Below are 19087 nucleotides of genomic sequence, written 5' to 3'. Positions count from 1 at the left end.
ATATTAATATGATAATGAAATGAGGGAAGAAACATGGTCCATGTAAAAGCTGTATTAGCAGATCAGCTATTAGCGAATGCAAATGATCCCAGTTGGTATATGCCATTTTCAGATGCAGTTAAGGATTTATCTGAGAGGGAAGCTTTCTGGAAACCGAATGAAGAGAGTAATAGTATAGCTGAAATCGTACAACATTTACTGTATTGGAACTCTACGTGGCAAACTAGGTATAAAGAATCAAATGTGAATGCAGTACCCGCTATAGGAGATAATAACAAAAGTTTTATGCTCTCAGATAATCAAACTTTCGATGAATTACGGGAAAAACTACTAGAAAAACTGTTACAATGGCAAAATCTCATAAATGAAGAAAAGGTTGAAAGTGATGTAGTGGGATTTCCTGTTTCTGCAAAGTGGTGGGAAGTGCTAGCGAATGTAACAACTCATAATGCATATCATATTGGTCAAATTATTTACATCCGAAAATTACAGAAGAGCTTTGATAATGAATAAAGTAACAATTCTCTTATTAAGGGAACAAAAGTGGACAAAACGAGACAAACGTCTCATTTTGTCCACTTTTTTATTGTTAAAAGATAGAGAAAACCTATTAAAACAAGGATTCGAAATTGGCACAATACTTGCAATATAAAAGACGAACAAGAAAATAGGAGGGCTGGACATGTTAAAAACAACTGAAAGTAAAGGGAATGAAATTACGAAAGAACAAGCTCGTTGGATGTACGAAAAAATGTTAGAAATTCGTAAGTTTGAAGATAAGGTGCATGAATTGTTCGCGCAAGGCGTTTTGCCAGGTTTCGTTCATTTATACGCAGGTGAAGAAGCGGTAGCAGTTGGTGTATGTGCCCACTTAACGGATAGTGACAGTATTACAAGTACACATAGAGGTCATGGACATTGTATCGCAAAAGGTTGTGATTTAAATGGTATGATGGCTGAACTTTTCGGGAAAGCGACAGGATTATGTAAAGGTAAAGGCGGTTCCATGCATATTGCCGATTTAGATAAAGGAATGCTTGGTGCGAATGGCATTGTAGGCGGGGGTTTCCCACTTGCTTGCGGTTCAGCATTAACAGCTAAATATAAAGGAACAAAAGATGTAAGTGTTTGCTTCTTCGGTGACGGAGCAAATAATGAAGGAACATTCCATGAAGGGGTTAATTTAGCGGCGATTTGGAAGTTACCAGTTATTTTTATTGCAGAAAATAACGGTTACGGTGAAGCAACTACATTTGAATATGCTTCAAGTTGTGATTCTATCGCTGATCGCGCAAAAGCTTATAATATTCCAGGTGTTCAAGTAGATGGAAAAGATCTTCTAGCTGTATATAAAGCTGCTGCAGAAGCAGTGGAACGTGCACGTAATGGTGATGGTCCAACAATTATTGAATGTATGACATATCGTAATTATGGTCATTTCGAAGGTGAAGCACAAACATATAAAACATCAGAAGAAAAAGAAGAACATTTAAATGAAAAAGATGCAATTGTGAATTTCCGTAAGCATTTAATTCATGAAGGTTTATTAACGGAATCTGAACTTGTTGATATGGAAAAAGCAGTAGATGATGCAGTACAAAGATCCATTGAATTTAGTGAAAATAGTCCATACCCAGACGATGAAGAATTATTAAAAGATGTATACGTTTCTTACAAATAAGAGGAGGGTGAAAAATTATGACTAGAACAGTAAGTATGTCAACTGCAATTAATGAAGCGATGAAAATCTCAATGCGTCGTGATGAAAATGTAATTTTAATAGGTGAAGATGTTGCAGGCGGTGCACAAGTTGATCATCTGCAAGATGATGAAGCTTGGGGTGGTGTTCTTGGTGTTACGAAAGGACTTGTACAAGAGTTTGGCCGAAATCGTATATTGGATACACCAATTTCTGAAGCGGGTTATATGGGAGCTGCGATGGCAGCTGCTGCAACTGGATTACGTCCGATAGCTGAGTTAATGTTTAATGATTTTATCGGTAGTTGTCTTGATCAAGTATTAAACCAAGGTGCGAAATTCCGTTATATGTTTGGAGGTAAAGCAAAAGTACCCGTTACAGTACGTACGATGCATGGCGCTGGTTTTAGTGCAGCAGCTCAACATTCACAAAGTTTGTACGCATTATTTACGAGCATACCAGGTATTAAAGTTGTTGTTCCTTCCACACCGTATGATGCAAAAGGCTTATTATTAGCGGCAATTGAAGATGATGATCCAGTAATCTTCTTTGAGGATAAAACACTTTACAATATGAAAGGTGAAGTGCCAGAAGGATACTATACAATTCCATTAGGAAAAGCAGATATTAAACGGGAAGGTTCTGATGTAACAATTGTCGCAATCGGAAAGCAAGTTCATACAGCGCTTGCAGCTGCAAAGCAATTATCGAAAAAGGGGCTTGAAGTAGAAGTAATTGATCCACGATCTTTATCACCACTTGATGAAGATACTATTTTATCATCTGTTGAAAAAACAAATCGTCTTATCGTCATTGACGAAGCGAATCCTAGATGTAGTATCGCAACAGATATTGCGGCAATTGTAGCGGATAAAGGTTTTGATTTGTTAGATGCACCTATTAAACGAATTACAGCACCACATACACCTGTTCCGTTCTCACCACCACTTGAAAAGTTGTATTTGCCAACACCAGAAAAAGTAATTGAAACTGTATCAGAAATGATCGGAGACCAATCTTTATTACATGTGTAATAAAACGATGAGAAGGGAGAGAGAGACATGGCTGTAGAAGTTGTAATGCCGAAGTTAGGTATGGCGATGAAAGAAGGTATTATTACGAGCTGGAATATTAAAGCAGGCGATAATGTAGCAAAAGGAGAACTAATTGCTAGTATTAATTCAGAAAAAATTGAAACGGAAATTGAAGCGCCAGCTGATGGTACGGTACTTGATATAGCTGTAAGTGAAGATGAAGGAGTGCCGCCTGGTACTGTAATTTGCTACATCGGTAAACCGAATGAAAAGGTAGAAATGCAGGAAAGCACACATGTTGTAGAAGAAAAAACATCTAATATAGAAGTACAAAATGTACAAAATCAAGAAGCAAATGGGAAAGAAGTATCGAAGCAAAGAATTAAAATTTCACCTGTAGCGAAGAAAATTGCAAAGTCTGAAAATCTGGATATCAAGGCATTAGTTGGTACAGGTCCTGGCGGAAGGATTACAAAGGCAGATGTATTAAAAGCACTTGAGGTAAGAGTAAACGTTCCGGAAATATCTGAACGAGAAGAAAGTAAAGCGATTCCTGTTACTGGTATGCGTAAAGCAATCGCAAATCGTATGCACGCAAGCTTACAAAATAGCGCACAATTAACGTTAACGATGAAAGTAGATGTAACAGATTTAGTTGCTTTACATAAAGAAATAGCGGAAGTTGTACAAAAAAGATATGATAATAAATTAACTATTACGGATTTCGTCTCGCATGCTGTTGTATTAGCACTTGGAGAACATAAAGAAATGAACAGCGCTTATATAGATGATGCAATTCATCAATTTGAACATGTGCATTTAGGCATGGCAGTCGCATTAGAAAAAGGGTTAGTCGTTCCAGCTATTCGCTTTGCAAATAATTTATCTTTAGTAGAGTTGTCTAAAGAGATTAAGAATGTGGCACAAAAGGCACGAACAGGTAGCTTAAGTAGTGATGATATGCACGGAACGACATTTACAATTAGTAATTTAGGTAGCTTTGGTATTGAATATTTCACACCTGTATTAAATACACCTGAGACTGGCATTTTAGGTATTGGCGCAATTGAACATGTTCCTGTATATAAAGGGAAAAAATTAAAAAAAGGTAGTATGTTACCTTTAAGTTTAACATTCGATCATCGTGTACTAGACGGTGCACCAGCAGCTGCATTTTTACGCACAATTAAACATTATTTAGAAGAACCTATAACAATTCTTTTATAAAGAGAAGGTGAGAGAATGAGTAAATTAGTTGTTATTGGGGGCGGACCTGCTGGCTATGTAGCAGCAATTACCGCGGCTCAAAATGGCAAAGATGTCACTCTTATTGATGAAGCTGACCTTGGCGGAACGTGTTTAAATGTTGGTTGTATGCCTACGAAATCACTGTTAGAAAGTGCTGAAATACATGACATTGTGAGAAAAGCGAATGATTATGGAGTTACGCTTAATACAGGAAGTATATCAATTGATTGGGATCAAATACAGGCGAGAAAATCACAAATCGTAATGCAACTCGTCCAAGGAATACAATATTTAATGAAGAAAAATAAAATTAAAGTTGTAAAAGGAAAAGCGAAATTCGAAACGGATCATCGTGTGCGAGTTGTACAAGGAAATAAAGAAGAAGTAGTTGATGGAGAGAGCTTTATTATCGCATCTGGTTCCGAACCTACAGAATTACCATTCGCTCCGTTCGATGGAAAATGGATTTTAAATAGTAGCCATGCCATGTCTCTTGAGAGTGTACCATCGTCATTGTTAATCGTTGGCGGTGGTGTAATAGGATGCGAGTTTGCAAGCATTTATAGTAGACTTGGCACAAAAGTATCGATAGTTGAAATGGCACCGCAATTAATACCTGGTGAAGATGAAGATATCGCGAATACTTTAAGAGAGAAATTAGAAAAAGATGGGGTGAAAATTTTTACGGGAGCAGTTTTAAAAGGTTTAAATAACTATAAGAAGCAAGCTTCATTTGAATACGAGGGAATTACTCACGAAGTAACTCCAGAATTTGTTCTTGTTTCTGTAGGAAGAAAACCACGAGTGCAACAATTAGGATTAGAAAAGGCAGGGGTTCAGTTTTCAAATAAAGGGATTGCTGTGAATGAACATATGCAAACGAACGTATCGCATATTTACGCAGCTGGTGATGTGATTGGTGGAATTCAGCTTGCTCACGTTGCCTTCCATGAAGGAACGACAGCAGCATTACACGCAAGCGGAGAAGACGTGAAAGTAAATTATCACGCTGTGCCCCGTTGTATATACACAGCTCCAGAAATAGCTAGTGTCGGGTTAAGTGAAAAAGGTGCAAGAGAACAATATGGTGATATTCTCATCGGAGAATTTCCTTTTACAGCGAACGGAAAAGCTCTTATTTTAGGAGAACAAGTAGGTAAAGTAAAAGTCATTGTAGAACCTAAATACCAAGAAATTGTAGGGATTTCTATTATCGGTCCTCATGCAACTGAACTTATTGGTCAAGGAACCGTAATGATTCATACAGAAGTTACCGCTGATATAATGAGAGATTATATTGCAGCACACCCTACTTTATCAGAAGCAATTCATGAAGCGTTAATGCAAGCGGTAGGACATGCTGTACATGCTTAAATGGAAATATAATAAACCACTATTCTCTAAACAAATAAGAGAATAGTGGTTTGATTTTTTATTAATAGAATATCTTATTATTTTTTAATTTCAATCGCTGAAGTAATATCGTTCCAATCAGGAGCTAAATTAGCAGTTTTACCATACCAATCAGCGTGTTTAAATATAACACCTTTTCCATATCCTTGTGTTGAAGTGTGCTCCCAAAGTGTCGTTGAATAACTTGCAGAAGGTGAGGCTGTACTTACAGAAGAAATTCTGTCATTCCAGCTAGATGGTAAGTTTTTAAAGCCGCTGCTCCAGTAAATATATTGACCACCTTTATCTTTATGTTCGTAAAAATCAGTACTACCAGCACCGCTACCTAAAGGATTAATATTATTTTTAATTGCTTTTTTATCCTTTGCAATATACGCATCCAATGTTTCGCGGCTAGTAAAACCATAAGCTAGCCAATCTCCATTTTCATTTTGCTCTGGTAATACCATAGTAATTTGGATATCTTTCTTATCCTGATCACTTAATTTTGCAAATGAATTAACATTTTGTTCATCCACTTTTAAATAATCAAATGACTTAATTGTGTTACTTTTTTCCTCAGCACTTACTGCACCTAGTCCTCCAGTTAATGCAAAACCCGCTACTAATGTCCCTGCTACTAATTTCTTCAACATATAACCATCCCTTTTTGTTTGAATTTTTGTACAGGTGAATCTTGTACAGCTAAAATGTATTCTAATTTTATACTTTTGTAAATATTCTGAAGTTTTAGAAATAATAGGCGGAATATTTACATTTTTACATTATTTCTTTAGAAAAAATGGTTATTGGAATGATATAATAAGTGGATGTATTGCTTTTACTGGATGTAAAGATATTTTAGGAGAGGTGTCATTGAAATATTTTACAAGAGAATGGTATAAAAAAATGCAAGTTTTAGAATTTATAAGTTTTATAGAGTCTATAAAAGAATGGTCGGAAATGGATATACAAAGTTTAAAGGAAGAAATAGAGGAAAGGAAAATAGATTTATTAAAATTCCTTCCTGAATCGATATACTCAATTATACAAAACATAACAATTAATTCAGAATACCCATCAGGTGAACTGAAAAAACTTATGCAAGAGTGGACAACAGATTATGAGAAAAGAATGGCACAATTAGATCAATCATACGTAGAATATTTTAATTCCATTGAGAAAAAACTTCCGTCAAATGTCGCTCAGTTACACAAGACATCACTACACGATAGTGTAATTAAAGTAATAAAGAGAGAATCAGAAGATACTTTGTCTATCGTATTAGATTGCAGTGGTACTTTTAGTGAATTTGATAAACTTGAAGTAACCTTTATAGGAGTAACACAGTGTTCTATGCCGGAAAACTTTGAAAATGCTTGGTGGTTATATCATGAAATAGCTCTTACTGAAGATGGTTTTGAACTAGGCGTTTTATTTGACTCTCCGTTTAGAGAAGTGACGATTTGCGCAGCAGATGTATTACTTGTGAAGAAATAATGTTGTATGGAGTATTACAAACGTTTGACATAATAAAAAAATAAAGTTATTGTAGATACATGAAGTCTACAATAGGAGCTGTACTATGAAATATTCTAAAGCTACAAATTATGCTCTTCATACAATGCTTTTTCTGGCAAAGGCCACACCAAATAAGTTAGTTAGTGTTCACCAATTAGCAGAAATGCAAAATGTTTCACCAACGTACTTGTCTAAAATACTAACTAAGTTGACGAAGGAAGGGATGATACACTCATCATCTGGTCCAAAGGGCGGTTACTCGCTTAGTAAGAATTGGGAAGATATTTCATTTTTAGATATTATACATGCAATTGAAGGCAAAACATCATTGTTTGACTGTTGTTTACATGACAAACCTGGATGTTTAATTAATGAGGCAATGCTCGCAGCAGAAGAGAAAATGGAAGAAGAGTTAAGAAATCAAAAAATCGTAGATCTTGCGAAAAAAATAAAAGTGGATTTTTAATCTGCTTTTATTTTTAAATTAATTAAGGATAAAGAGGCTCTTTAATATCTTTAATTGTAGTTAGAAAATGATATGAAGAAGGAGAGAAGATGATGAATAATTTTTGGAATGATCGATATAAATCAGATGAATATTTTTACGGGGAAGAACCTAATACATTTATTAAAGAACAAGCATTTCGTTTAGCAAATCACAATAAAGTAATAGCATTTGCGGAGGGAGAAGGTAGAAATGCTGTATTTCTAGCAAGACAAGGGAACGAAGTAACAGCTATTGATTATTCGGAAGATGGATTAGAAAAGACAAAAAAATTGGCAGAGAAGCATAACGTAAACGTGCATACAAAAAAAGTAGATTTATTAGCTGATAGTTTGCCAGAAAATGAATATGATGCGGCAATTATGGTATTTGGACATTTTCATGATGATTATAAAAAAATGATATTAGATAAAATGATACAAACGATAAAACCTGGTGGATTAATTATGTTTGAAGTTTACTCAAAAAAACAAATAAACTATTGTACTGGTGGACCAAAAGATGTTGATATGCTGTATGATCCAATTGATATCCTTACTTGGTGTGAAGAACATAAGGTAATTCATTTCTTTAATGGAGAACAAGAGCGAGTTGAAGGGAAAGGACACACTGGTTTAGCTGATGTTATTCAAGTTGTTATTAGAAAATTAATATAAGTGTTAATGAAAGTGTTAAATGTATGAATGTAAAAAGACCAGTCGTATAAGACTGGTCTTTCTATTTAGATACTAAATTATCAAGCTTCCAATATGTATTTGTTAACGGCGCAGCTTTGCTATCTATGTATAAATACATATTATTTAAATCTTTTGGTGAAGTTTTCAGTTCAAATACAACGTCAGTAGTTAAAGAGAATTCGTGTGGAACATTTTTATAGTGCTCGTCATCTATCGGATGAGCTTCACCTTCATATTTCTCACCAGTTTTTTCATCTTGTATGAAATATTCTATTTCCGAAAGATCAATAGTTTGTCCATCGTCTCGAACATTATTAATCATAACACGAGTAGTAAGGCGCCGCTCTTTGTCTATTTTTTCAAACTTTGCATTCTCAACTGTTGCTCTATAGTATTCGTTTTTAACTATTTCTCCATAGTGCATTGCATTCTTTTCGAGAGCGCTCTTTTCTTGTTTTGATGTAGTATTGCTATTACATCCTGTTAATATTCCAGTAAATAATAATGCTGTACATGTCGTTTTGATTAATGATTTCATAGTAATCCCTTTCTGTATTAAAAAGTAAAACATAGGAATAATTTTACATAAATAGGAAGGTAAATGGAAGTATTTTTGCGTAATATACAGATATACATTTATTTGGTTGTCAAGTTAACAGGATAGAAAGAGGGAGAAGACTGTATAAAACGGAATAAATAAGAATTGAAAATATTGTAAAACGGAAGAGGCATGCATATAATTAAAATAAAGTTTAAGTTTCTGAACCTTCAATAACGGTGGTGATAACATGTTTACTGAAGAACGTCGAGAGAAAATTTTAGAACTACTTAATACAGATGGAAGAGTAATAGCAAAGGATCTTGCGGAAAGATTTGATATGTCTATTGATTCTATAAGAAGAGATTTGTCTATTATGGAAAAGGATGGTTTATTAAAAAGAACGCACGGAGGTGCAATTGAACTTACGCGAGTGAGAAACTTAGCTGCGGAACCAACTAAACGTTATAGTGATAGCTCAATATATGAGGACACAATTGCAAGAGTTGCGGTATCTTATATACAAGAAGGTGATTCAATTTTTATTGGTGGGGCTTCCGTTCATAATGCGATGCTGAAATATTTACCGGAAGTATCATTTACGGTTATTACGAATTCTATAGAAATAGCTGGTTATCTACGAGAATATAAGAATATTGATACGTATTTAATTGGCGGAAAAGTAAAACCTTCAGGGAATATTACTGATACACTTGCCTCTGAATTGATAAGTAGATTTTCTATTGATCTGTATTTCTCTACAGGTGGAGGCATTTCATTACAAGGTATTAGTACCGCAACACCTGAAGTTGCTTATTTTAGTAAAAGAGTAAGTGAAATTGCTAGAAGAAATATTTGTTTAGTTCCGCATAATAAACTTGGAATAGATTGTTTTATAAGAGGAGAGTCTCTAAAAAAAATTGACATTATTATAACTGACGAAGAGGCTAGTAAAGAAACTGTTCAGGACTTTGAGAAACAAGGTAAACAAGTTGTAATAGCGCCATTATATTCATTTGAAAGGAGTTTGACATGATTGTAAAAGAGCAAGAGTTTCATATAAATGGATTAACTTATACAATTCGTTCTGCAGCTGAGAAAGATGCTGACCAGTTATCGAAAATTAGAGTTCAGATTGATGGAGAAACTGAAAATATGGATAGAGATGCTGGAGAGGGATTTATAGATAATCTAGGATTTCAAAAAATAATAAAAACAGATAGTGAAGAGACGAAGAATCTCTTTTTAGTTGCAGAAGTGCACAATCGAATCGTTGGATTTTCAAGGTGTGAAGGATCAAATTTTAAGAGATTATCTCATAAAGTGGAGTTTGGCGTTTGCATTTTAAAAGAGTTTTGGGGATATAAAATGGGTAAGAGCCTATTACAACAATCTATTAAATGGGCTGACGAAAATGCAGTAAATAAAATATCTTTACAAGTATTAGAGACAAACGAGAAAGCTATTCATCTTTATAAAAAATTAGGTTTTGAAGTAGAAGGCGTTTTGAAAAATGACAAAAGACTATCGGACGGAAAGTATTATAATACGGTAGTGATGGGAAGGTTTACTGATACTTTTCATAAAAGAGGTGAAGAAGTATGTTTTACAGAAGGAAGTACTATGTAGTGAAAAATGAATTCATAGAAGTATTTAATGATCATTTCAATAACACGAACTTACCTAATCAATTAAAGCATGGTTCTAAGCTAATAGGACGCTGGATGAAAGATAATAAGAATGGTACGTCTGAAGTATTTGCCATATGGGAATATGATAGTTATGAACAGTATAAAGAAATAGAATCGAAAATTAGAAGTGACGAGAGGCATATTAGAAGAATACATGAATGGTATGAAAACCATGGCGGGAAAGAATATGTTTTACAGGAGTACATAGTAGAGATGAAAAATGAAGAGTTAGTATGTACTGTAAAGTAATAGAGGGGTGAGGGATAATAGGAATGAAAACAAAATTATATTTTAGTTTAGCATCCACTATTTTATTTGCAATAGCCGTGATTGTTTTCTTTATAAACGGTAATCCACAAAAGTGGTTTTGGTTATGTATTTTCTTTGCTTCCATTATACAAAATATAGTGCTACTAAAAAAGAATAAAGAAGTGCATTAAGATATTCAAATTATTAACATATTTGTGTCGTCTTTCTAGTTTTATTGAAAACGCTTTTATTCAGTTTTATAATAAAAGTATGTTTTTACAGATCTCCAAAACAATGAATAGGGAGATGATACAATGTTAGCTTCACCGTTTTACTTACATACATGGAAAAAGTTTATTAATGAAGGAGTCCTTGATTCGAACCGTATAAACGAAAGAATTTCAGAGTCATGGCATCGATGTAAACAAGCAAATGTGAATCCTCACATGAATAAAGGTCAGAAAATTTTGTCTTCTAATTTTTTTCAAGATCAAAAGAAAAAGAGTGAAATCTTCCTAGATATCGCAATCCCTCAAATACAAAATATGAGAAAAACCATTGATGAACTACAAATGATGGCATTATTAATCGATCCAGATGGTTATGTTCTATCGTTAAGTGGAAATAAACAAACGTTAAAGCGAGCGAAACATATTAATTTTATTGAAGGTGTAAAATGGACGGAAGCAGCTGTGGGGACAAACGCAATAGGAACAGCGCTAGAAATTGAAGAAGCTATTATGATAAGTGGTACTGAACATTACTCCGTGGTATCTCATAGCTGGAGTTGTGCGGCTGCTCCCATTCATAATGATGACGGGAAATTAATTGGTGTTCTAGATTTCTCCTGTCCAATTGAATTTTCGCATCCATATATGCTCGGTATGGTAACTTCAATTGCACATGCGATAGAACGTGAATGTAGCATAAGAGTTCATCAAAATGAATTACACTTAATTCATCGTTTTTTAGATGTCATTGATAGTGATGAACAAGTAGTTATTTGTAATCATCGTGATGTTATCGTTTCTGCGAGTAAGAGCGTTCGTGAACGAATAAATAATTGGTCAAGAATGAAACTTGAAGAGTTAATGCACCATGGATTAGAAACTAAATTAGAGATACCAGTATATAGTAATGAAAGAATGATTGGGAAATGTATGTATTTAAAGGAAAACGAACAAATGAATACATATTCTGCTCTCACATTTATAAAAGGAATTACTTTTCCAGGAGTTACTGGGACAAGCAGAGCATTTCAACACACACTAGAAGAAATTAAGCTTGTTTCACCGACTGATGCTAGTGTGTATGTATGTGGTGAGACAGGAGTGGGAAAGGAATATGTCGCGAGAGCGATTCATGAAAATAGTCCAAGAAAAGACGGGCCCTTTATAGCTGTTAACTGCGGTTCTTTGCCTAAAGAATTAATAGAAAGTGAATTGTTCGGTTATGCTGAAGGTGCATTTACAGGTGCGCGACGTCAAGGATATAAAGGGAAATTTGAACAAGCGAATGGAGGAACATTATTTTTAGATGAAATTGGTGAAGTACCACCAGAGATGCAAGTAGCATTATTGCGTGTTTTACAAGAACGTACAATAACTCCAATAGGAAGTTCAAAAGAGGTACCAGTAAATATTCGTATTATTACTGCCACACATAAAGATTTACTACGGTTAGTAGAAGAAGGGAAATTCCGTCAAGATTTATATTATCGTTTGCACGTTTATCCGTTATATGTTCCATCGTTAATAGAAAGAAAAGAGGATATCCCATATTTTATACAACACTTTTGCGAACAGAAGAATTGGAATGTTGTATTTTCGAAGAGTATTTGCAATCAATTTTTACAACATACATGGCCCGGAAATATTCGAGAACTAGTAAATGTATTAGAACGCATTTACATTTTGTCGCAAGGACGGGAAATATGCGAAAAACAAGTCGCTTTTTTGATACAAACAATGATCGGAAATCAACAACAACTTGAGTTACAAGTTGAAAATAAAACAGAACATACATTGAATTTTCGTAAAAAAATACAGCGTGATAGCATGATTGAAGCATTACAAAAGACAAACGGAAATGTTTCGTTAGCTGCAAAACTATTAGATGTACCCCGTAGTACATTCTATAAACGAATGCAAAAATATAAGTTATAAAGTAGATTTTTGTAATCTACTTTTTCTTTGTGGGCTCATGTTCTGTCGGAATGTGCGCTTACCGGGGAAATAATAGAATTGTTAGAAAATAATTCCCGGAAGGGGGACTTATGTGAAGTATATTGAAATCGGCTTCGGAAATAGGTGGTTCGTTCGAACAGAAACCGAAAATAAAGATGGAACTGAATTTGAAGAACGAGGAATTATAAAACCTATTTATTTTGAGTCACTATATGTACGAATGTGGTTTCGGAAAACGTGTTTAATTTTTGATACGAAAGAAGGATTTAAAAAGATTAAGAAGAAGAGGATTGAATATAAATTTATAGTTGGAATTGTAAGTAGACTGAATAAAGAAAAAGTGTGCTAACATACATAGTTATATTGGCCAGGAAATTCTATTGACTTATATCAAACTCATAAAAAGTAATTTTACTAAATATAAATTGTTAATAAAACCACTAAGGAAACTTAGTGGCTTCTTTTTTTATAGGAAGGATTTTCATATGAATAGGATCTTAACGATTGTACTTGCAATTATTGTAATGGGGTATTCCATTTATAGTTGGAATGATGTTTCGGAACAGAGTATGCTAATTTTACAAACGCTTATAGGGATTATGTTAGTTAGTTTAGGAGTGCAAAATTTTAAAAATAAAGAAAATAAAAGTATGGGCATCGCTTGACTACTCGTTGCGTTATATTTAATTGTTGTATTGTTAGTAAAACATTTTGCATGAATAAGTATTTAAATTATTTATTCATGATTTTCTTATTACGAAAAACATTCTCGCAATAAAAGTTAAAATTCCACTTGTATTTCACTATATAAAATATGGCATAATGATTTAGTTAAATAGAAATGGATAGGGTATTTGAGAGGGGCAGTATAATGAGTTTTGCAATTGAAATAGTAATAAAAGCACCAATGGATATTGTATGTGACTATATAATAGAAGATGAAAAAATAAAAGAATGGAATACGTTTATAATAGAAAATCGCTATCCTTCAAATATGGATAAAGAGAATCCACGTGTAGGAGATAAATATATTTCTGTTCAAAAAGTAGGTAAGAAAATATTTGAGGCAGAAGTAGAAATTCTTGAATACGATACACCCCATATTATTTCACTAGGTAGTGAAATGAAGCAAGGTTATTCAGCGATGACTTATATGTTAGAAGAAGATGAGGAAGGTACAGCACTAACATTAATTTCAGAATATGAACCTAGTAATTTTTATTATAAAATGATGTATAAGTTAACAGGCTGGATATCACGAGGTATAACTATGGAACAAATGGAGCGTCTAGCAGAATGTGTAGAAGCTGCTTATCATAAAGAAGATTAATATTAAAAATATATTAAGGTAAAAGCGTTACTCAATCTCATGAGTAACGCTTTTACTGTTTGAAGATTTTTCATTGAAAATCTCAATAGCTCTTTCATATATTTCTTTATCAACACAAAATCTTTCTGTTATCCAATAATTAAGTTCAGAAGATGTAATGATTTGTTCTCTTTTCTTACCTTGGAAATATTGTTTTAAAACATTATCATTTATAGAAGTCGGAATGCCATCGATATAACCGAAAATCTGAATTTTCTTTAATACAGGAGATGTACGCCAATCGTTAGACCTTGAAATAAGTTCTTTCATATTTGATAAGTGTATTGGTTCTATGTGTAAGGTTTTTGTGGGACCTGGATTTCTAGTAATTTCAATCTTATTATTTGAGACTTCATAAGTGAAAGTTTCTCTTACATTACTTACTTGAAATGATTCATAAAGTGGGTAAGCTTGGAATAAAGGTGCACAGTAACCAACATCAACATAATAAGATTGTTCTAAGTTAACCCGTAAGCATAAATGTCCGGGGTCCATATACATATATTGAACATCAAAACCAAGATTTGATAATAACCAATGGAATCCAATCGAGTGAGTCCAACAAGTACCGCCCAGACCTTTTGTTGTAATACGGTTTATGTATGTCTCAATGGAAGGAAAATAATCCTCTGTTTTCTTACCTTTTTCCCAGTCAATTATTTTAGTAAGAGTTTCCCACTTTACTTTTTCTTGATGAGCTTTAATAAGCTCATTTAAAAACTTTAAGCTAGTAGGCTGTTTTGTCGTACCTAAAAATGATAGAAAGCTATTTACTAGTTGTACTTGGGTCATTTTCGTATCCTTTCTATATAGAAATGGTTATTGGTATTATTATAGAATATATGTCAGAAAATACAGTTATTCATTAATGGAGTGGGAGAGAATTATATGTCGATGTCGCTATATTATAAAAAAATCCGGGAGCAATTAGGACATGAACTAATATTCATGCCAAGTGTAGCTGCAGTTATTAAAAACGAGCAGGGAGAAATCTTATTTCAATATCCTGGCGGAGAATATTGGAGTTTGCCGGCTGGAGCAATTGAACCTGGGGAAACTCCAGAAGAAGCAGTAATTCGGGAAGTATGGGAAGAAACAGGATTGAAAGTACAAGTAAAAAAACAAAAAGGGGTATTTGGAGGGGAAGAGTTTCGTTATACATATGCAAATGGCGATAAGGTAGAATATATTGTTGTTGTGTTTGAGTGTGAAGTTACTAGTGGAAAACTGAAATCGATAGATGGTGAATCTTTAAAACTACAATATTTCTCATTTTCTGAAAAGCCTACTTTAGCACTACCATACCCAGATAATATATTTTTATAGATGTAAAATAACACACCTTACTTATTGAAGGTGTGCTATTTATATAACCCGGTCATATACATCTCCGTTAACGTATACACAATTTCCTCTAAGTTAATCTTTTTGTCATTTTGCGTAATAGTCCAAAGAAACGATTCATTCATCGCGAACCAACCGCGTGCTACAATCTCTTTATTTAAATTAGGTTGTGCTAATCCACTTTCTTGAGAGTAAGTAATATCCTGTTTAATGCTTGTTATAAAACGTTCCCGAATCTCATCCCATTTTTGCCGTATTTCTCTTGATAATCCTATCGCTTCCTCTACAACTTGCAAAATAGCGCGTTCTTCATCTGCTAATTGCAGGAATGCTCTAACTTGATTTTGGATCATTATACGTGCTTCCTCTTTTGTTTGTGGAGAAAAAGAGAGCTCAGCAATATTATAAAATTGATTCATAACATCTTCCATTAAACTAATTAGGAGATCATCTTTGTTTTTGAAGTATACATATGCTGTTCCATAACCAGTTTCTGCATGTTTAATAATTTGTGTAATTGTCGTTTTTTGAAATCCATTATTTATAAAAATAGTGTAACCAGAGTGTAATAGTTTCTTCTTCGTTTCTAAGGAGCGGTGTTTTCTTGATGAAAGAGTAGAGTTTTTCAAAGAATCACCTCTTTATACTGAAATATCTGAAAATATAACTGTATTGTAAAAGAAGTTCATATATAAAGTCAACTGACACAATATCATTGACGTTGTATCAATTATGGTGATATATTTCAATTAGTTAGAATAAAAAGAAAATTAAGAGAAGGTGACACCATGTATAAAGAACCATTTCAACCAACTTATGAGTATGCGCTTGAATGTGATAAACATGATGAACTGAAAGATTTTCAAACTGAATTCTATAAAAAAGAAGGTACTATATATTTAGATGGAAACTCATTAGGGCTACTTTCAAAAAGAGCAGAGAAATCATTACTTACGTTGCTAGATTCTTGGAAAGAGTATGGCATTGACGGCTGGACAGAAGGTGAGCACCCGTGGTTTTTCCTTTCAGAGAAATTAGGTAAACTTACAGCCCCTCTTATTGGAGCTTTACCCGAAGAAACTATTGTAACCGGTTCTACGACTACGAATATACACCAAGTTATTGCGACGTTTTATGAACCAAAAGGAATACGTACAAAAATACTTGCGGATGAATTAACTTTCCCGTCAGATATTTATGCACTTCAAAGTCAAATTCGTCTAAAAGGATTAGACCCAAATGAGCATCTAGTAAGAGTGAAAAGCCGAGATGGTAGAACACTTTCTGAAGAAGATATTATTTATGCGATGGAAGATGATATCGCTTTAATTTTATTACCTTCTGTTTTATATAGAAGTGGTCAAATTCTGGATATGAAACGTTTAACAACGGAAGCTCATAAACGCGGCATTCATATCGGATTTGATTTATGCCATTCAATAGGATCTATTCCGCATCATTTCAAAGATTGGGATGTCGATTTTGCTGTTTGGTGCAATTATAAATATTTAAATGCAGGACCGGGTGGCGTTGCAGGAATTTATGTGAATAATAAACATTTTAATAGACTACCAGGGTTGTCTGGATGGTTTAGTTCTAGAAAAGATAAGCAGTTTGATATGGAGCATACATTAACAGCTGCTGATCATGCAGGTGCTTATCAAATTGGTACACCGCACGTTTTAAGTACAGCACCATTAATTGGTTCACTTGAAATTTTCAAAGATGCTGGTATTGAACGTTTACGTGAGAAATCTTTACATATTACGAGATACATGCTGAATTTAATTGGACATGAATTAAAAGATTTCGAATTTACAATTGGAAATCCATTAGAGGATGAAAAACGAGGCGGGCACATTTATTTAGAGCATGCAGAAGCAGCACGTATATGTAAAGCACTAAAAGCAAATGGAGTAATTCCAGATTTTAGGGCGCCAAATGGGGTGAGACTTGCGCCGGTCGCTTTATATAACACATACGAAGAAGTGTGGAAATCTGTACAAATATTAAAGAAAATTATGAAAAATGAAGAGTATAAGCAGTTTGAAAATAAGCGAGAGGTTGTGGCATAAATATGAAAACATCAGAGTGGATTGATATTTCACAACCGCTAAATAATAATATTGCAACGTGGCCAGGAGACACACCGTTCTCGTATGAAGTTTCATGGTCAAAAGAAGAAAGTGGCTCAGTAAATGTCGGAAAGTTAACGATGAGTATTCATACAGGCACTCATATTGATGCACCATTTCATTTTGATAATGATGGAAAGAAAGTATTGGATTTAGATGTTCAAGTTTATGTTGGACCAGCACGGATTATTGACGTTTCTAATCTTGAAAGCATCGGGAAAAAGGAATTAGAAAGCTTTCATTTAGAAGGTGTAGAACGATTATTATTACGTACATCTTCACATGGAAAAGCTGAAGAATTTCCAGAGGTGATCCCTCATTTACGTGCAGACATAGCGTCGTTTCTTTCAGAGAAAGGTATTCGTTTAATCGGAGTAGATGTACCATCAGTTGATCCGCTAGATGATAAAGAATTAGCAGCGCATCATCAATTATTTAAACATGGAATTCATATTTTAGAAAATGTCGTACTAGATCATGTAGCAGTCGGTGATTATGAACTTATTGCATTACCACTTGCATTAACTGATGCAGATGGAAGTCCAGTTCGAGCCGTTATTAGACCAATATAAGTAGAATCATATAAAAGGGGCGTTTGGCTAATATGAAAGAAAATGAAAAAGTAATTATGGAAAAAGGGATTCATACGGATTTTAAAGAGAATATGACGTATGGGGAGTATTTACAATTAGATAGTTTACTATCTTCTCAAAAAAGATTATCGGACCATCATGATGAAATGTTATTTATCGTTATTCACCAAGCAAGTGAGCTTTGGATGAAGCTCATTTTACATGAGCTAAATGCGGCGATTGAATCTATTAAACAAGATAAATTACAACCAGCTTTTAAAATGTTAGCACGTGTATCAAAAATTCAGTCTCAAATTATTCAATCTTGGGATATTCTTGCGACATTAACACCATCAGAATATATTGAGTTTCGTGATTCACTCGGTCAAGCTTCAGGTTTTCAATCGTATCAATATCGTATGATTGAGTATGCACTTGGCTATAAAACGCCACACGCATTAAAAATTTATGAAAAGGATCCAGAATTACATGCACGACTTCATAAAGCGCTACATGCACCAAGTCTATATGATGTCGCGATTCAAGCATTAGTAAAAGAAGGATTCCCTATTCATAAAGATGTGTTAAACCGTGATATTACGCAGCCTTATGAAGAAGATGCAACAGTAGAAGCAGCATGGTTGGAAGTGTATGCGGATGTGAAAAAATATTGGAATTTATATCAGCTTGCTGAAAAATTGATTGATATTGAAGACTGGCTACAACAATGGCGTTTTCGTCATATGAAAACAGTAGAACGAATTATTGGACATAAAATGGGAACAGGTGGATCCTCCGGTGTTTCTTATTTAAAACGAGTACTTGATCAACAATTCTTCCCAGAGCTGTGGAATGTTCGTACGAAATTATAAAAATAAACCTGTCAGTTCATTATGACTGACAGGTTTATTTTTATTTGAGCACAAT

24 protein-coding genes are annotated in these 19087 nt (G+C 34.0%); 20 read left to right on the top strand and 4 right to left on the bottom strand.

What is annotated here, in order from left to right:
- Nucleotides 1-33: 33 nt before the first annotated feature.
- From ACS2FK_RS18395 to lpdA, 6 genes are read left to right on the top strand one after another with little or no spacing between them, the layout of a single operon-like run.
- Nucleotides 34-513: a DinB family protein gene (locus tag ACS2FK_RS18395; RefSeq protein WP_000233778.1), complete on the top strand. Its 480-nt coding sequence runs from the start codon at nt 34-36 to the stop codon at nt 511-513.
- A complete protein-coding gene (locus ACS2FK_RS18390; protein WP_162900592.1) occupies nt 506-652 on the top strand; it encodes a hypothetical protein in 147 nt (48 codons plus the stop codon). Before ACS2FK_RS18395 ends, ACS2FK_RS18390 begins: the two co-directional genes overlap by 8 nt.
- A gap of 30 nt (nt 653-682) precedes the next feature.
- A complete protein-coding gene (gene acoA, locus ACS2FK_RS18385; RefSeq protein ID WP_000921275.1) occupies nt 683-1681 on the top strand; it encodes an acetoin:2,6-dichlorophenolindophenol oxidoreductase subunit alpha in 999 nt (332 codons plus the stop codon).
- A 17-nt stretch (nt 1682-1698) separates the two neighbouring features.
- Nucleotides 1699-2733: an acetoin:2,6-dichlorophenolindophenol oxidoreductase subunit beta gene (gene acoB / locus ACS2FK_RS18380; protein WP_000198898.1), complete on the top strand. Its 1035-nt coding sequence runs from the start codon at nt 1699-1701 to the stop codon at nt 2731-2733.
- Between the two features lie 27 nt (nt 2734-2760).
- Nucleotides 2761-3960 carry a dihydrolipoamide acetyltransferase family protein gene (locus ACS2FK_RS18375; protein ID WP_063547506.1) on the top strand — a complete coding sequence of 400 codons (1200 nt, stop codon included), beginning with the start codon at nt 2761-2763 and terminating at the stop codon, nt 3958-3960.
- 15 nt (nt 3961-3975) lie between these two features.
- Nucleotides 3976-5355, top strand: coding sequence for a dihydrolipoyl dehydrogenase (lpdA, locus tag ACS2FK_RS18370; RefSeq protein ID WP_063547504.1), 1380 nt, complete (start codon nt 3976-3978; stop codon nt 5353-5355).
- Nucleotides 5356-5432: 77 nt separating this feature from the next.
- Here the strand turns inward: lpdA and ACS2FK_RS18365 are convergent, their stop codons facing one another.
- A complete protein-coding gene (locus ACS2FK_RS18365) occupies nt 5433-6029 on the bottom strand; it encodes a hypothetical protein (RefSeq protein WP_000914433.1) in 597 nt (198 codons plus the stop codon).
- 220 nt (nt 6030-6249) lie between these two features.
- Between ACS2FK_RS18365 and ACS2FK_RS18360 the strand changes: the two genes are divergently transcribed.
- The 3 genes from ACS2FK_RS18360 to ACS2FK_RS18350 all read left to right on the top strand — a co-directional run bounded on the left by ACS2FK_RS18360 (nt 6250) and on the right by ACS2FK_RS18350 (nt 8055).
- Nucleotides 6250-6873: a DUF4085 domain-containing protein gene (locus ACS2FK_RS18360; protein ID WP_063547502.1), complete on the top strand. Its 624-nt coding sequence runs from the start codon at nt 6250-6252 to the stop codon at nt 6871-6873.
- A gap of 85 nt (nt 6874-6958) precedes the next feature.
- Nucleotides 6959-7360, top strand: a complete 402-nt coding sequence (locus ACS2FK_RS18355; protein WP_000877649.1) for an Rrf2 family transcriptional regulator — start codon at nt 6959-6961, stop codon at nt 7358-7360.
- An 89-nt stretch (nt 7361-7449) separates the two neighbouring features.
- A complete protein-coding gene (locus ACS2FK_RS18350; RefSeq protein WP_063547500.1) occupies nt 7450-8055 on the top strand; it encodes a class I SAM-dependent methyltransferase in 606 nt (201 codons plus the stop codon).
- A gap of 61 nt (nt 8056-8116) precedes the next feature.
- Here ACS2FK_RS18350 and ACS2FK_RS18345 read toward each other — a convergent pair whose 3' ends face one another.
- On the bottom strand, nt 8117-8614 hold the full coding sequence (locus ACS2FK_RS18345; protein ID WP_063547498.1) for a hypothetical protein: 498 nt from the start codon (nt 8612-8614) through the stop codon (nt 8117-8119).
- A gap of 250 nt (nt 8615-8864) precedes the next feature.
- Between ACS2FK_RS18345 and ACS2FK_RS18340 the strand changes: the two genes are divergently transcribed.
- The 7 genes from ACS2FK_RS18340 (at nt 8865) to ACS2FK_RS18310 (ending at nt 14070) form a co-directional block, all read left to right on the top strand.
- Nucleotides 8865-9650 (top strand): DeoR/GlpR family DNA-binding transcription regulator, encoded by a 786-nt coding sequence (locus tag ACS2FK_RS18340; protein WP_000493642.1) that lies wholly within the window; start codon nt 8865-8867, stop codon nt 9648-9650.
- Nucleotides 9647-10243, top strand: a complete 597-nt coding sequence (locus ACS2FK_RS18335; RefSeq protein WP_000635672.1) for a GNAT family N-acetyltransferase — start codon at nt 9647-9649, stop codon at nt 10241-10243. Before ACS2FK_RS18340 ends, ACS2FK_RS18335 begins: the two co-directional genes overlap by 4 nt.
- Nucleotides 10216-10554, top strand: a complete 339-nt coding sequence (locus tag ACS2FK_RS18330; protein WP_000499988.1) for an NIPSNAP family protein — start codon at nt 10216-10218, stop codon at nt 10552-10554. The genes ACS2FK_RS18335 and ACS2FK_RS18330 overlap by 28 nt, the downstream gene beginning before the upstream one ends.
- Nucleotides 10555-10868: 314 nt before the next feature.
- On the top strand, nt 10869-12719 hold the full coding sequence (locus tag ACS2FK_RS18325; protein ID WP_063547496.1) for a sigma-54-dependent Fis family transcriptional regulator: 1851 nt from the start codon (nt 10869-10871) through the stop codon (nt 12717-12719).
- Between the two features lie 112 nt (nt 12720-12831).
- Complete coding sequence (locus tag ACS2FK_RS18320) at nt 12832-13089, top strand: DUF3977 family protein (RefSeq protein WP_000873828.1); 258 nt, start codon at nt 12832-12834, stop codon at nt 13087-13089.
- 136 nt (nt 13090-13225) lie between these two features.
- On the top strand, nt 13226-13405 hold the full coding sequence (locus ACS2FK_RS18315) for a DUF3953 domain-containing protein (RefSeq protein ID WP_001079915.1): 180 nt from the start codon (nt 13226-13228) through the stop codon (nt 13403-13405).
- A 206-nt stretch (nt 13406-13611) separates the two neighbouring features.
- Nucleotides 13612-14070, top strand: a complete 459-nt coding sequence (locus ACS2FK_RS18310) for an SRPBCC domain-containing protein (protein WP_063547494.1) — start codon at nt 13612-13614, stop codon at nt 14068-14070.
- A gap of 27 nt (nt 14071-14097) precedes the next feature.
- Here ACS2FK_RS18310 and ACS2FK_RS18305 read toward each other — a convergent pair whose 3' ends face one another.
- Nucleotides 14098-14901, bottom strand: a complete 804-nt coding sequence (locus tag ACS2FK_RS18305; protein ID WP_063547492.1) for an arylamine N-acetyltransferase — start codon at nt 14899-14901, stop codon at nt 14098-14100.
- A 96-nt stretch (nt 14902-14997) separates the two neighbouring features.
- Here ACS2FK_RS18305 and ACS2FK_RS18300 point away from each other — a divergent pair, with 96 nt between their 5' ends.
- Nucleotides 14998-15435 (top strand): NUDIX hydrolase, encoded by a 438-nt coding sequence (locus tag ACS2FK_RS18300; RefSeq protein ID WP_000062925.1) that lies wholly within the window; start codon nt 14998-15000, stop codon nt 15433-15435.
- A 35-nt stretch (nt 15436-15470) separates the two neighbouring features.
- On the opposite strand, the gene ACS2FK_RS18295 is transcribed toward ACS2FK_RS18300, so the two are convergent.
- Nucleotides 15471-16082 carry a TetR/AcrR family transcriptional regulator gene (locus tag ACS2FK_RS18295; RefSeq protein ID WP_063547490.1) on the bottom strand — a complete coding sequence of 204 codons (612 nt, stop codon included), beginning with the start codon at nt 16080-16082 and terminating at the stop codon, nt 15471-15473.
- 159 nt (nt 16083-16241) lie between these two features.
- Between ACS2FK_RS18295 and kynU the strand changes: the two genes are divergently transcribed.
- From kynU to kynA, 3 genes are read left to right on the top strand one after another with little or no spacing between them, the layout of a single operon-like run.
- A complete protein-coding gene (gene kynU, locus ACS2FK_RS18290) occupies nt 16242-17528 on the top strand; it encodes a kynureninase (protein ID WP_063547488.1) in 1287 nt (428 codons plus the stop codon).
- Between the two features lie 2 nt (nt 17529-17530).
- On the top strand, nt 17531-18160 hold the full coding sequence (gene kynB, locus ACS2FK_RS18285; protein WP_063547486.1) for an arylformamidase: 630 nt from the start codon (nt 17531-17533) through the stop codon (nt 18158-18160).
- Nucleotides 18161-18192: 32 nt separating this feature from the next.
- Complete coding sequence (gene kynA, locus ACS2FK_RS18280) at nt 18193-19032, top strand: tryptophan 2,3-dioxygenase (RefSeq protein WP_000661957.1); 840 nt, start codon at nt 18193-18195, stop codon at nt 19030-19032.
- Nucleotides 19033-19087 lie beyond the last annotated feature (55 nt).

Origin of the sequence: Bacillus cereus group sp. BceL220 (genome assembly GCF_051776965.1) — a bacterium.
GTDB classification, from domain to species: domain Bacteria; phylum Bacillota; class Bacilli; order Bacillales; family Bacillaceae_G; genus Bacillus_A; species Bacillus_A cereus.
The sequence above is the reverse complement of the archived record's forward strand: the minus strand, read 5'-3'. Positions and strand labels throughout refer to the sequence as shown.

Bases quoted from the DNA above. Each gene is read 5' to 3' on its own strand.
- ACS2FK_RS18335 (WP_000635672.1), top strand. From the start codon at position 9,647: ATGATTGTAAAAGAGCAAGAGTTTCATATAAATGGATTAACTTATACA.
- kynU (WP_063547488.1), top strand. From the start codon at position 16,242: ATGTATAAAGAACCATTTCAACCAACTTATGAGTATGCGCTTGAATGT.
- ACS2FK_RS18325 (WP_063547496.1), top strand. From the start codon at position 10,869: ATGTTAGCTTCACCGTTTTACTTACATACATGGAAAAAGTTTATTAAT.
- ACS2FK_RS18350 (WP_063547500.1), top strand. From the start codon at position 7,450: ATGATGAATAATTTTTGGAATGATCGATATAAATCAGATGAATATTTT.
- ACS2FK_RS18315 (WP_001079915.1), top strand. From the start codon at position 13,226: ATGAATAGGATCTTAACGATTGTACTTGCAATTATTGTAATGGGGTAT.
- ACS2FK_RS18330 (WP_000499988.1), top strand. From the start codon at position 10,216: ATGTTTTACAGAAGGAAGTACTATGTAGTGAAAAATGAATTCATAGAA.
- kynA (WP_000661957.1), top strand. From the start codon at position 18,193: ATGAAAGAAAATGAAAAAGTAATTATGGAAAAAGGGATTCATACGGAT.
- kynB (WP_063547486.1), top strand. From the start codon at position 17,531: ATGAAAACATCAGAGTGGATTGATATTTCACAACCGCTAAATAATAAT.
- ACS2FK_RS18395 (WP_000233778.1), top strand. From the start codon at position 34: ATGGTCCATGTAAAAGCTGTATTAGCAGATCAGCTATTAGCGAATGCA.
- ACS2FK_RS18375 (WP_063547506.1), top strand. From the start codon at position 2,761: ATGGCTGTAGAAGTTGTAATGCCGAAGTTAGGTATGGCGATGAAAGAA.
- ACS2FK_RS18340 (WP_000493642.1), top strand. From the start codon at position 8,865: ATGTTTACTGAAGAACGTCGAGAGAAAATTTTAGAACTACTTAATACA.
- ACS2FK_RS18355 (WP_000877649.1), top strand. From the start codon at position 6,959: ATGAAATATTCTAAAGCTACAAATTATGCTCTTCATACAATGCTTTTT.
- acoA (WP_000921275.1), top strand. From the start codon at position 683: ATGTTAAAAACAACTGAAAGTAAAGGGAATGAAATTACGAAAGAACAA.
- ACS2FK_RS18310 (WP_063547494.1), top strand. From the start codon at position 13,612: ATGAGTTTTGCAATTGAAATAGTAATAAAAGCACCAATGGATATTGTA.
- ACS2FK_RS18390 (WP_162900592.1), top strand. From the start codon at position 506: ATGAATAAAGTAACAATTCTCTTATTAAGGGAACAAAAGTGGACAAAA.
- acoB (WP_000198898.1), top strand. From the start codon at position 1,699: ATGACTAGAACAGTAAGTATGTCAACTGCAATTAATGAAGCGATGAAA.
- ACS2FK_RS18300 (WP_000062925.1), top strand. From the start codon at position 14,998: ATGTCGATGTCGCTATATTATAAAAAAATCCGGGAGCAATTAGGACAT.
- lpdA (WP_063547504.1), top strand. From the start codon at position 3,976: ATGAGTAAATTAGTTGTTATTGGGGGCGGACCTGCTGGCTATGTAGCA.
- ACS2FK_RS18305 (WP_063547492.1), bottom strand. From the start codon at position 14,901: ATGACCCAAGTACAACTAGTAAATAGCTTTCTATCATTTTTAGGTACG.
- ACS2FK_RS18345 (WP_063547498.1), bottom strand. From the start codon at position 8,614: ATGAAATCATTAATCAAAACGACATGTACAGCATTATTATTTACTGGA.
- ACS2FK_RS18365 (WP_000914433.1), bottom strand. From the start codon at position 6,029: ATGTTGAAGAAATTAGTAGCAGGGACATTAGTAGCGGGTTTTGCATTA.